General features: G+C 36.9%; 12 protein-coding genes. All 12 read left to right on the top strand.

Annotation, left to right across the window (positions count from 1 at the left end):
• Positions 1–3 precede the first annotated feature (3 nt).
• From rfbA to RIC88_RS15370, 12 genes are read left to right on the top strand one after another with little or no spacing between them, the layout of a single operon-like run.
• On the top strand, positions 4–867 hold the full coding sequence (gene rfbA / locus RIC88_RS15425) for a glucose-1-phosphate thymidylyltransferase RfbA (RefSeq protein ID WP_350218458.1): 864 nt from the start codon (positions 4–6) through the stop codon (positions 865–867).
• Positions 864–1,415, top strand: a complete 552-nt coding sequence (gene rfbC, locus RIC88_RS15420; RefSeq protein ID WP_350218457.1) for a dTDP-4-dehydrorhamnose 3,5-epimerase — start codon at positions 864–866, stop codon at positions 1,413–1,415. Before rfbA ends, rfbC begins: the two co-directional genes overlap by 4 nt.
• Positions 1,415–2,359, top strand: coding sequence for a UDP-glucuronic acid decarboxylase family protein (locus RIC88_RS15415; protein WP_350218456.1), 945 nt, complete (start codon positions 1,415–1,417; stop codon positions 2,357–2,359). Before rfbC ends, RIC88_RS15415 begins: the two co-directional genes overlap by 1 nt.
• 38 nt (positions 2,360–2,397) lie before the next feature.
• The gene (locus RIC88_RS15410; protein ID WP_350218455.1) at positions 2,398–3,651 is read left to right on the top strand and encodes a nucleotide sugar dehydrogenase; all 1,254 of its coding nucleotides are present in this window, start codon (positions 2,398–2,400) and stop codon (positions 3,649–3,651) included.
• Positions 3,638–4,240 (top strand): adenylyl-sulfate kinase, encoded by a 603-nt coding sequence (gene cysC / locus RIC88_RS15405; protein ID WP_350218454.1) that lies wholly within the window; start codon positions 3,638–3,640, stop codon positions 4,238–4,240. The genes RIC88_RS15410 and cysC overlap by 14 nt, the downstream gene beginning before the upstream one ends.
• The gene (gene cysD, locus RIC88_RS15400; RefSeq protein WP_350218453.1) at positions 4,237–5,142 is read left to right on the top strand and encodes a sulfate adenylyltransferase subunit CysD; all 906 of its coding nucleotides are present in this window, start codon (positions 4,237–4,239) and stop codon (positions 5,140–5,142) included. Before cysC ends, cysD begins: the two co-directional genes overlap by 4 nt.
• A gap of 19 nt (positions 5,143–5,161) precedes the next feature.
• Positions 5,162–6,421 (top strand): sulfate adenylyltransferase subunit CysN, encoded by a 1,260-nt coding sequence (cysN, locus tag RIC88_RS15395; RefSeq protein ID WP_350218452.1) that lies wholly within the window; start codon positions 5,162–5,164, stop codon positions 6,419–6,421.
• Between the two features lie 8 nt (positions 6,422–6,429).
• On the top strand, positions 6,430–7,191 hold the full coding sequence (gene cysQ / locus RIC88_RS15390) for a 3'(2'),5'-bisphosphate nucleotidase CysQ (RefSeq protein ID WP_350218451.1): 762 nt from the start codon (positions 6,430–6,432) through the stop codon (positions 7,189–7,191).
• A gap of 9 nt (positions 7,192–7,200) precedes the next feature.
• Positions 7,201–9,645, top strand: coding sequence for an SLBB domain-containing protein (locus RIC88_RS15385; protein ID WP_350218450.1), 2,445 nt, complete (start codon positions 7,201–7,203; stop codon positions 9,643–9,645).
• Positions 9,646–9,661: 16 nt separating this feature from the next.
• Positions 9,662–10,717 carry a GumC domain-containing protein gene (locus RIC88_RS15380; protein WP_350218449.1) on the top strand — a complete coding sequence of 352 codons (1,056 nt, stop codon included), beginning with the start codon at positions 9,662–9,664 and terminating at the stop codon, positions 10,715–10,717.
• Between the two features lies 1 nt (position 10,718).
• Positions 10,719–12,011 carry an oligosaccharide flippase family protein gene (locus tag RIC88_RS15375; RefSeq protein WP_350218448.1) on the top strand — a complete coding sequence of 431 codons (1,293 nt, stop codon included), beginning with the start codon at positions 10,719–10,721 and terminating at the stop codon, positions 12,009–12,011.
• Entirely contained in the window at positions 12,012–12,899 is an 888-nt protein-coding gene (locus tag RIC88_RS15370; protein WP_350218447.1) for a sulfotransferase family protein, read from the top strand. It begins immediately after the preceding gene.
• Positions 12,900–13,150: the final 251 nt, after the last annotated feature.

Below are 13,150 nucleotides of genomic sequence, written 5' to 3'. Positions count from 1 at the left end.
TTTATGAAGGGAATAGTATTAGCCGGAGGATCGGGGACAAGATTACATCCACTTACCTATTCGGTAAGCAAGCAGATTTTGCCTGTGTATGATAAACCAATGATCTACTATCCTTTATCAACCTTAATGTTGTCAGGGATAAACGAAATCTTGATTATAAGCACTCCACGTGATTTGCCGGTTTTTAAAGACTTGCTGGGAGATGGTTCATCTTTAGGATGTTCTTTTTCTTATGCCATACAAGATGAACCTCGTGGCTTAGCCGAAGCATTTATCATTGGTGCCGAGTTTATTGGTCGAGATAGCGCTGCTTTGATTCTGGGAGATAATATTTTTTATGCATCAGGCCTTTCAAAGAAACTCCAAGCATGTGTTGACCCTGATGGTGGTGTTGTTTTTGCGTATCATGTTCATGACCCAGAACGATATGGCGTGGTTGAGTTTGACCGTTCACAGAAAGCAATTTCGATTGAAGAAAAACCAGAAAACCCTAAATCTAGTTATGCTGTTCCGGGGCTTTACTATTACGATAATAATGTTGTTGAAATTGCGAAGAATGTAAAGCCAAGTCCAAGAGGTGAGCTAGAAATCACAGACATAAATAACCACTATTTAAAAGCAGGCAAATTGAATGTTCAGGTTTTTGATAGAGGAACAGCCTGGCTTGATACTGGTACATTTCCGTCACTAATGCAAGCAGGGAATTTTGTTCATGTTATTGAAGAAAGACAAGGTTTGAAGGTTGGATGCATTGAGGAAGTTGCATATAAAATGAAGTTCATTTCATCGGATCAATTAGAAAAACTAGCTAGACCTTTAGAAAAAAGTGGCTATGGAACTTACCTATTAAATGTTTTAAATAAATGAAAGCAGAGGAAACTAATTTAAAAGATTGTTGGATTCTAGAGCCTGATGTATTTGAGGATGAACGAGGGTATTTTTACGAAGGGTTTAATGCTAGAAAATTCAAAAATGCAACTGGTCATGATTTTGATGTTAAGCAAATCAATCAATCAAGATCTTCAAAGGGTGTTTTAAGAGGACTCCATTTTCAAACTGGTGGAAAAGCACAGGCAAAATTGGTTTCATGCATTGAGGGTGAAGTTTTAGATGTAGCAGTGGATTTAAGGAAGACCTCACAAACGTACGGTCAATATGCATTGGTAAGATTATCAGCACACAACAAAAGACACTTTTATGTTCCTAAAGGAATGGCCCATGGGTTTTTGGTTCTAACTGATCATGCTAAACTGATGTATCAAGTTGATGAACTGTATTCAAAAGAACATGATTCAGGGATCATTTTTAATGATCCCGACTTAAATATTAGTTGGGGAGTTTCCGAAAATGAAATTATACTCTCGAAGAAAGATCAAAACCTTCCTGCACTTAAAGAAGCTAAACTCAATTTTTAATGTCAAAGAAAAAAGTATTAATTACAGGCGGAGCAGGATTTTTAGGATCCCACTTGTGTGATAGGTTTATCAAAGAAGGTTATTATGTAATAGCTATGGACAACCTTTTAACAGGTGACATTGAAAATATTACCCATCTAATGGGCCATCCTGATTTTGAATTTCAGCACCACGATGTATCAAAATATGTCCATGTATCCGGAGGCTTGGAATACATCCTTCACTTTGCATCACCAGCAAGCCCGATTGATTACCTAAAAATGCCGATCCAGACTATGAAAGTGGGCTCACTTGGAACGCTGAATTGCCTTGGTTTAGCGAAAGATAAAGGAGCTAGAATGTTAATTGCTTCTACCTCAGAAGTTTATGGTGACCCTTTAGTTCATCCACAAAAGGAAGAATACTGGGGGAATGTAAATCCAGTAGGACCAAGAGGTGTTTACGATGAAGCTAAGCGGTTTCAAGAAGCATTGACCATGGCTTATCACACTTTTCATGGCCTTGAAACTCGAATCGTTCGGATATTTAACACTTTTGGTCCGAGAATGAGGCTGGATGACGGTCGGGTTTTACCAACATTTATATCTCAAGCATTACAAGGTAAAGATTTAACTGCTTTCGGAGATGGCTCTCAAACCCGATCCTTCACATACGTAGATGATCTTGTTGAAGGTATATATCGATTGTTAAAAAGCGATTATGCGCAACCGGTTAATATTGGAAACACCGAGGAGATTACCGTAAAGGAATTCGGGGAAGAGATCATTCGCTTAACAAACAGCAAGTCGAGGATTATTTATAAAGATTTACCTAAGGATGATCCTAAGCAACGCAAGCCGGATATCACCCTTGCAAAAAAGGTACTCGGTTGGGAACCAAGGTTTACTAGAGCTGAAGGATTACAGCCAACACTTGAATATTTCCAAAAAAAGGTCTTGGGCTAAATTTTTGTTCTATTTTTGCGCCCTGAATCTGATTCTGAGTGGATTACAAAGTTGGTATTATAGGTTTAGGTTATGTCGGACTCCCCCTTGCTGTGGAGAGTGGTACGCTATATCGAACAGTAGGCTTTGATATTGATGAAATCAGAATAAAGGAGCTAAAGGCAGGATATGATAGAACCCTTGAGGTTTCCAGGGAGGAGCTTAAAAAAGCTGAATTGCTTACTTACTCAAGTGATAGAAACGATTTAGAGCATTGTAATTTTTATATTGTTACTGTCCCAACACCCATCGATGCAAATAACAATCCTGATTTAAAGCCAATAGTTAGTGCTACCAAGACAGTTGCTTCAAAGTTAAAAAGGGGAGATATTGTTGTTTATGAGTCAACAGTATTCCCCGGATGTACGGAAGAAGTCTGCGTTCCAATATTGGAGGAAACAAGCGGACTTAAATTCAACTCAGATTTTTATTGCGGATATTCCCCAGAGAGGATAAATCCCGGAGATATGGAACACAGAATTACTAATATCCTTAAAGTAACAAGTGGAAGCACTCCTGAAACGGCTGAAAAAGTAAACAGTTTTTATAGGTCATTTATAACTGCGGGAACCTATTTAACGTCATCGATAAAAGTTGCAGAGGCAGCCAAAGTGATCGAGAACTCACAACGTGATATTAATATTGCTTTTGTTAACGAGTTAGCATTAATCTTTGATAAGCTTCAAATTGATACTACCGAAGTTTTAGAAGCAGCAGGAACAAAGTGGAATTTTCTGCCTTTCAGACCAGGTCTTGTAGGTGGACATTGTATTGGCGTTGATCCATTTTACTTGACTCAAAAAGCAGAATCAGTAGGCTACCATCCACAGGTGATATTATCTGGAAGGAAAATCAATGACCAAATGGGACAGTACATAGCACAGAGAGTCATTAAAATGCTCGGACAAAAGAAAAAGCTTGAAGCCTCAACAAAAGCTCTAATTCTAGGCTTCACGTTCAAAGAAAACTGTCCGGATACGCGAAATACTCGGGTTATTGATATCTACAATGAGCTCATTTCCTTTGGAATACAAGTAGATGTGTACGATCCAAATGCGGACATTTCTCAGGTAAGAGAAGAATATAATTTAACATTAATTGACTCAATCATAACAAATTATGATTCAATTATACTTTGCGTGGCGCATCGGGAGTTCTTAAATCTGAATTGGAAAGATTTAAGAAAGACCACTTCAATTATATATGATGTCAAAAGCATTTTACCAAAAGAACTAGTTGATGGGAGACTATAAAGAAAATATCATTCCTCATTCACACGAGATAACCAGAAAGGATAGGATTTCTAAAAACGGTCACTTGCCAAAAGTGCTTTGGTTTACTGGCCTCTCTGGATCGGGAAAATCAACATTGGCAAGTGCTTTAGAAACTCATTTTCATAATTTAGGATTTAACACCTACATTTTGGATGGTGATAACATTAGAAGTGGGCTTAATAGCGATTTAGATTTTTCAGATGAGAGTAGAACAGAGAATATAAGACGGATTTCGGAAGTAGCTAAGCTTTTTGTGGACGCAGGAGTTATTGTTCTAACCGCATTCATATCGCCGTTTAAAAGTGATCGGAAAACAGCACGCGATTTGATTGGTGACGAAAACTTTATAGAGGTTCATGTAGATTGCCCATTAGAAGTTTGTGAGCAACGAGATGTAAAAGGCCTTTACAAAAAAGCCCGAGCAGGTGAAATCAAACATTTTACCGGAATCGATTCTCCTTTTGAAGAACCTGAAAATCCAGACATTAAAGTTGACAGTGCAAACGAGTCATTGGATGATTGTTTAAAAAAATTAATTGAAATAACAGAACCTATAATAAGATTATGAAGAATTATAATCTAACTCATTTGAAAGAGTTGGAAGCTGAAGCTATCTATATTTTAAGAGAAGTAGCTGCTCAGTTTCAAAATCCTTCCATCTTGTTTTCTGGAGGGAAGGATTCTATTTGTGTTACACATTTGGCAAGGAAGGCATTTCATCCGGCAAAAATTCCGTTCCCTTTAGTTCATATTGATACTGGACACAACTTCCCAGAAACGATGGAATTTAGGGATAACCTGGTAAAAAAACTTGGAGCAAAGCTCATAGTGGGCTCTGTTCAGAAATCCATAGATGACGGAAGAGCTGCAGAAGAAAAAGGGAAGAATGCAACCAGAAATGCAATTCAGACAGTTACCTTATTAGATACAATTGAAGAGTACAAGTTTGATGCATGCATTGGTGGTGCTCGTCGTGATGAGGAAAAAGCACGAGCCAAAGAGCGTTTTTTCTCTCACCGAGATGAGTTCGGTCAGTGGGATCCCAAAAACCAACGGCCCGAACTGTGGAACATATTCAATGGCAAACAAAATTTCGGAGAGCACTTTAGGGTTTTCCCATTAAGTAATTGGACAGAAATGGATGTCTGGCAGTATATAATGGCGGAGGACATAGCAATACCATCGCTATATTTCTCTCATGATAGGGAGGTGATTTGGAGAAATAATACATGGTTGCCAATCTCTGATTTTCTTGAAATTGAGGATTCAGAAAAAGTAGTAACAAAGAGACTTAGGTTTAGAACACTTGGCGATATTACGATAACTGGGGGAGTTGAATCTGATGCAGATACTTATGAGAAAATCATTGAAGAAGTAGCAGCCGCCAGACATACAGAACGCGGAAATAGAGCGGACGATAAGCGGTCAGAGACTGCCATGGAAGACAGGAAGAAAGAAGGGTATTTTTAACAATAGATCATTAATTGAAATGGAAGGATATTTAGATATGGAATTGTTACGCTTCACTACTGCTGGAAGCGTTGATGATGGAAAAAGTACACTGATTGGTCGATTGTTATTTGACTCAAAGTCAATTTTTGAAGATCAGCTTGACCAGGTTAGGCAAACAAGTGAGCGGCGAGGAGCTACAGAGGTAGATTTAGCTTTATTAACAGATGGTTTAAAAGATGAGCGCGAACAAGGTATCACAATTGATGTGGCATATCGGTATTTCGCAACACCAAAAAGAAAGTTCATCATTGCGGACACACCGGGTCATATTCAGTATACCCGTAACATGGTTACAGGAGCATCAACTGCAAATGCAGCACTAATTTTAATAGATGCTAGAAATGGTGTGATAGAGCAAACTTGCCGGCATTCAATTATAGCATCATTACTACAGATCCCGCATGTAATTGTATGTGTCAATAAAATGGATCTGGTAGATTATAGTGAAAAAAGATATATTGAAATCAAAGAGGAATTTGAAGATTTTGCATCAAAGCTGGATGTAAAAGACGTAAGGTTCATTCCTATAAGCGCTCTCAAAGGTGACAATGTTGTAAACAGGAGTGAAAAGATGAGTTGGTATGAAGGGTCAACGCTTTTATATACACTTGAGAATCTTCATATTGGAAGTGATCATAACCACATAGATTGTAGGTTCCCAGTTCAAACAGTAATTCGACCTCAGACAGATGAATTCCATGATTATAGAGGTTATGCAGGTAGAATTGCCGGAGGAGTATTTAAGCCGGGTGATGAGATTACGGTATTACCATCAGGATTCACATCAAAGATAAAATCTATTGACACATTTGAGGGTTCAGTTGCTGAGGCCTTTGCTCCAATGTCAGTAACAATTACTTTGGAAGACGATATCGATATCAGTCGAGGAGACATGATCGTAAGAACAAATAATCAACCGGAACCAAAGCAAGATATAGAAGTGATGCTTTGCTGGCTTAATAATAAAGGGCCACAGCCTCGAACGAAGTATGGGATAAGACATACCTCAGCAGACGCGAAAGCTATGATTAAAGATATCAGATACAAACTAGACATTAATACGCTTCACCGGAATGAAGAAGATAAAAGCATTACTGCCAATGATATTTGCAGGGCGGAAATTCGCACCACAAGACCCTTGTTGGTAGATTCATATAGAAGAAATAGGAACACTGGGAGTATTATACTAATTGACGAAGGGACAAATGAGACTGTAGCTGCGGGGATGATTATATGAGGATTAATTTGATTGAACTTTTAGAAGTAGCCAAGAAGGCAAGCTTAGCGGCAGGGAGTGAAATTTTAAAAATTTACGAAACGGGCGATTTTTCAGTTGAGGCAAAATCAGATGAGTCACCTCTGACTATTGCAGATAAAGCCGCTCACCATAAAATAGTTTCTTTTTTAGAGGGTACCGGTATCCCAATCCTAAGTGAGGAAGGCAGAGATATTCCGTATGAGGAAAGATCCAAATGGGAATATTTTTGGATGGTTGATCCATTGGATGGAACCAAAGAATTCATCAAAAAGAATGGAGAATTTACTGTCAACATTGCATTGATCCATAAAGGGGAATCGATACTTGGAGTTGTATTTCCGCCAGTGCTTGGCGAATTGTATTGGGCCCTCAAAGGTCAGGGCGCTTTTAAAGAAGTTAATGGTGTAGTAGAAAGTCTAAGTACCTCTAAAAAGAAAATGACAGAATCAGGCTTGAAAGTGGTTGCATCGCGATCACACATGAGTCCTGAAACAGAGACTTTTGTTTCTCAGCTTCAGAAGCCTGAGATTGTTTCCAAAGGGAGTTCGCTAAAGTTTCTTTTAGTTGCAGCGGGTCAGGCCGATGTTTATCCTCGCTTTGGTCCAACCATGGAATGGGATACTGCCGCTGCTCATGTTGTTGTGTCAGAAGCCGGTGGAATAGTCACTTTAGAAGACGGAACTACAAAACTCTCCTACAACAAAGAGAATTTGTTAAACCCATACTTTATAGTTTTGCCAACTCAATAGTCATTTACTATGAATATCTTTATAAAAAGGGTAATCTACACGTCTGCATTGATAACTGCTTTTGTAGCTAATTCACAAAATATCAATGACTTGAGATCTGTGGATGTTGATGCACTTTCTGACAAGCAGGTGCAAGCATTTGTTAATAGGGCCGAAAGCTCAGGGCTGACAATGGAACAGCTGGAACTCCTGGCAAAGCAAAGAGGGATGTCATCACTTGAGATTTCAAAACTAAGGAGTCGCATAGCTAAAATACAATCTGGTTTGTCAAGTGAAAGTGGCGTAATCGGAAGTGATTCGAGATTAAGAGAAGATTATTCCAATCAGGAGCCACTTACATTTTTTGAAGACTTAATTGTTCCTGATTCGCTTCAAAATAACGTCTTACCAATTTTTGGTTCAGAAATTTTTGAATCTGCTTTTACATTCGAACCTTCACCAAATGTAGCTACTCCAAAAAATTATGTTTTAGGTGCAGGTGACGAAATTATTATTGATGTATACGGGGCTTCAGAAATTACCTATCAGCAAATCATTTCACCGGATGGAACTATTCTTATAAGTGGCGTAGGACCTATCAGTTTATCTGGATTATCTGTAGAAGAGGCGAAAACCAGAATTTTTAATAGGCTTTCCACTATTTATTCAGGTCTCAAAGGAAGCAACCCAAACACATACTTACAATTTTCTGTTGGAAATATCCGTACCATCAAAGTCAATGTAGTTGGAAATGTGAAAAGGCCGGGAACCTATGCTCTTTCATCTTTTTCATCAGCCTTCAATGCCCTTTATGCTGCCGGTGGTCCAAATGAGAATGGTTCTATGCGTTTGATTGATATTATCAGGGATAATGAAAAAATCGCCACGCTGGATATTTATAAATATTTTTATTTTGGTGAGTCGGATGGAAACCCTCAGCTAAGGGATGAAGACATAGTGGTGGTGAGATCATACCAGAATAGGGTAAAATTTGCAGGAAGTGTAAAACAACCAGCCATCTATGAATTCCTTGATAGTGAATCCATTGCTGAGCTACTAAATGTATCAGGAGGGTTTAGACCCGAAGGTCAGAAGGATCGTATTAATATATTTAGACTTGAAGATGGTAGAAAGTGGGTTAAGACCATAAACTATGAGAACTTCGAGACCGCATCATTGAATGCAGGAGATTCAATTTATGTTTCGACTATTCCTTCCAGCTATTCTGATAGGGTGAAAGTAGAGGGAGCTGTGCATTATCCTGGGTATTATGAATTGACCGATAGGTTGACTCTTAAGAAGATATTAATGAATGCAGTTGTTGGTCGGGATGCCTTCAGGGAGCGAGGAAACATTATACGGATTAACGATGACTTAACATTTTCAAATATTACGTTTAATCTTAATGAAGTATTGAATGGAAAAGTTGACTATGAGCTTCAGGAGGAAGATGTTGTCAGAATCGCATCAATTTTTGACATTGAAGAGCAAAAAAAGGTCACCATTCTTGGAGAAGTTAAAAGTACAGGGAGCTATCCTTTTATAAAAGGGATGACAGTTGAGGATTTGATTACTATATCTGGTGGTCTCAGATCTTCAGCAAATACCACCTCAGTTGAGGTAGCGAGGAGGGTTTCTAAAGATTCAAAAAAGTTTCGAACAGCTTTTCTCTTTGATTTTTCAATCTCAGAGAATCTGAAAACCGATACTTCTGCTTCAACATTTGAACTACAACCATTTGACGTAGTTACCATTAAAGCAACAGCTTTATTTCGTACCCAGAAGACAATCAAAATTGAGGGTGAAGTAATGAGACCAGGAATTTATTCACTTGAGACTGAAGAAGATAAGATTACGGATTTGATTAAAAGGGCAGGAGGCATGACATCTTATGCTTATCCGAAAGGAGCTTCTTTAATTCGGGATTTGTCAGTAGATAAAGATGTTACAACAGAAACCAGTGAAGGTAGCATCTATAGAAGGCAGCAGCTAGCGGGTTTAATAAAAAGAGATTCCCTTGATGAAATAAGTTCAACTTTTGTCGACAAAGAGGGAATTGGAATTGAATTGGAAAAAGCTATTACTGATCCAAGTTCGAAACATAACATTATTCTACAGGATGGAGATGTAATAAGTATCCCAAAGCAATTGCAGACTGTAAGAGTGCGTGGGGAAGTCCTTTACCCAACGAGTGTTAAATACGATAAAAATTCGACATTTAAGGAGTATATTTCATTATCCGGCGGATTCAGTGATCAGGCAAAAAAAGTAAAGTCGTATGTAGTTTATCCAAATGGGAGAGCAAAGAAGACTAGAACTTTTCTTTGGCTTAAATTATACCCGCCCATTGAGCCAGGCTCTGATATTTTTGTTCCACAGCAGGAAGCGAAACAAAGCATGTCAGTTCAGGAAGTTCTTGGAATTACATCTTCATTAGCAACAATTGCACTTATCATAGACAGATTGACAAATTAAGCTTAGCAATGCAACTATGAAAGAAGAATTTCTAGAAATTGATCTTGGCAAGGTTTTTAGTGTGCTTTGGAAGTATAAGCCACTTTACTTAAGAATGTTTCCAGTATTTATTACATTGGGTATTTTAACTTATTGGATACTTCCAAAACAATTCCATTCTTCAATAGAAATAATTCAAGACTCTGGTCCATCGGATGACATTTCTTCTGATTTGTTAGGAAATATCGGTGGTTTAGGATCTCTAGATTTTCTAGGCGGGTCAAATCAGCAATCATATTTAAGTCCTAGTTTTGCTCCAATCATTGCTAGATCAAGACCATTTCAATTGTTATTATTATTAAGTGAATTCAATGTAGACAATCAAAATCAAGAGCTATATAAACACATAGAACAGTCCAAGTTACCTCCACAAGGTCATATCGTCAATATATTAGAAACAGCACTGGATGCAATTGGTCTGATCCCAGAGGATACGGTAGAGACTTACAATCAAGTTGATGATGTAATTTATTACAATCGGTCGTTTCTAAAACTAGTCAAAAAATTAGACGAAATGATTGCTGTTAGTTTTAATGAAGAAACTTCGGTAATTGAAATATCCGTTATCACTCAAAACCCTAAATTATCAGGCTTGTTGGCAACTCGTATTTCAAAGTTATTACAATCACAACTGACTGATTATAAGATTGAAAAATTAGCCATTGAATTAGAAAAGGTTCAAGAGAAAATAGATAAATCAGAAAGGATAATAAATAATAAGAAATCCAGTCTAATCACTTTTTTGGAGAGTAATAAAAATGTTATATCTGAAGATGTTAAGTTCAGACTTCAAAGCATGCAGACGGATTATAATCTTTCATTTTCGATTCTTAATTCGTTATATGAAAAAAAAGAAGAAATTGAACTTCAATTGAATAGTGAGACACCAATTTATCACACAATACAACCAGCAAACATTCCAATCAAGAAAGCGAGCCCGCAACTCCTGACAATAATGTTCGTGTATATTTTCCTTTCTGTTTCCATTTGGTTGATCTTGATATTGGTTAAGGAGAGAAAAAGAAACAAGTAATATGGTTGGTACTTTCTCATCTCTTAATATTTCCGAAATTAAGCAAAGTGCTGGAGCACTTTTCATGAAAGTTGGAGGTGTTTTGAGTCATTTTATTTTAATCTACCTGATCTCTAATTATTATGGAGTTTATGAAGTTGGTTTATTCGCATTAGTGAGTACGTTAATTCAGTTTGGCGTCATTTTAGGTAAGATGGGAATGGATAACGCTGTAATGAAATTCCAAAGCGAATCCTATGCGGTTGGCGATAAAGTTCTTGCTCGTAGATTTTATTGGTACTGTTCTAAGAATGTAGCGATTGGATCAATTATAGTGGCCTTTTCTTTCTATCTTCTTAAGGATTTTTTTGCTTCATTTTTTAATAATACTGAATTAAAGTCGCTGGCTATCTATATATCATTGTCAATCCCACCTCTTGCTCTAACATATCTGGTTGGTGAGTCTCTAAAATCTAAGCGCAAAATTTCGGCATCAATATTCTTCAACAGCGTAAGCAGATATCTAATAGCGATAATTATAATTTTTTTCTACTCATGGTTTTTTAAAGGAGTTAATGTCGTCATTGTCTATTCAATTGCGATTGTATTTACTTTTATAATGACATTCCGCCATTTTCAGAGTAATTGGCCGATTGTTAAGTTTCCCACCCTAGACCAAGGTAAGATTGTTAAAAAATTTGCCGTCCCGCTGCTTTTGGTATCTTTAATCCAAGTTTCTGCGCAACAGATTAATATCATTATTTTAGGTGCAATGTCAGATGAACTTCAGGTAGGATATTTTTCTGTAATTCAAAGGATTAGTATGGTTATGACACTTCCCCTTTTTGCAATTAATGCGGTCATAACGCCGCTTATTTCAAGACATTTTAAAAACGGTGAATTTAATAAGTTGAAAAGAAGTGTAAAAAGAATGTCTTTGTTCGCACTGGTTTCAACTTTACCTTTTTTCTTGCTAGTGTTTACATTTCCTAAAATCCCTCTTACATTTTTTGGACAAGAATATTCAGAACTTGGTCTTGCATTAATTGTAATCTCCATAGGTCAGCTAATAAATGTTTCCGCTGGTTCTGTTGGCTATGTTCTTCAATTGTGTGATAAGCATATCTTATATAGAAACATCATTCTAGCCACAGTCATTATTATAATCATGAGCTCAATAATTTTGATACCAATTTACAATGTGATGGGTGCGTGTATTTCAAACGCTATTGGAATGATATTTTTAAATGTTACTTCTTCATTTTACGTTAAAAAGGAGTTTAACTTTTATCCCACATTTTTAATTCCTCGCTAGTTGACTTTACCAAATACATTAATCATTGGTGCTCAGAAGGCTGGAACTTCTGCAGTGTTTAATTGGCTAAGTCAGCATCCTGATGTATGTGGGCCTGAACATATGAAGGACTTCCCTTTCTTTTGTGAGGACTCGAAATATATCAATGGAACTAATTGGTTCTCAAAATTCTTTGAGGAAAATAAGAAAATTGTTTTACACGGTCATGTTAACTATTTGTACTTCAGCAAAGCTTCTGCGGAAAGAATTAAGTTGCATCTACCCAATGTAAAAATTATCTGTATACTTCGGGATCCGGTCACTCGAGCTTATTCGGCATATTGGCAAGCAGTGAAAATGGGTTATGAAACGCTTGATAGATTTGAAGAAGCTATTACGTTAGAAAAAAAGAAACTAAAAACTGATTTAGTTGATGAAGGTCACTATAAATTTCTTTCAGAGAATACCTATATAGACCATGGTTTCTATTATAGTCAGCTAAAACAGTACTATAAAACATTTAAAAAGGAAAATTTACTTGTTCTCAGGTTTGAAGATTTAAAGATAGATCAAGAAGTGTTCTTTAATACAATTCTGGATTTTCTTGAATTAGAAAGGCGATCAGTGAATTTTAATCGAGTCAATGATAGTGGGATTCCAAAGATTAAATCTCTTCAAAGATTGGTAGTTCGCTTTTCTCTGCCTAGGTGGGCAAAAAAATTTATCCCAGTCAAATTCAGATTACAAGCCATTCGATTTATCAAAGATCGAAACGTTTCAAAAACAGCTTATCCTCCTCTTGATGCTACACTTAGGAAAGAGCTTTACAATACCTATAAAGCTGATATCTCAAAACTTGAAGATTTGACTGGGATAAATTTTGATATTTGGAGAGAGCATGGGAAATAGATTCATTATATGGGCTCTCTTGTTTTTGATAGTTTATATCCCACTTGAAGATTTCTTACTAAAAATTCTTCCTGTACCTGGTGCTGTCTATATTATCCTAAGGCAAGGCTCTGAAGTCATTATATATTTTCTTACGGCCTTAGTGATATATTATTCTCTATTATTCAAGGAGAAGATTACCTTCATTAAAGGTCGCCACAATTTATTTCTATTGGTATTTTGTGTTTATGCAATACTTATTGCGTTCTTTA

The organism is Ekhidna sp., from assembly GCF_040220215.1.
In the GTDB taxonomy this organism is placed as follows: Bacteria; Bacteroidota; Bacteroidia; order Cytophagales; family Cyclobacteriaceae; genus Ekhidna.
The sequence above is the reverse complement of the archived record's forward strand: the minus strand, read 5'-3'. Positions and strand labels throughout refer to the sequence as shown.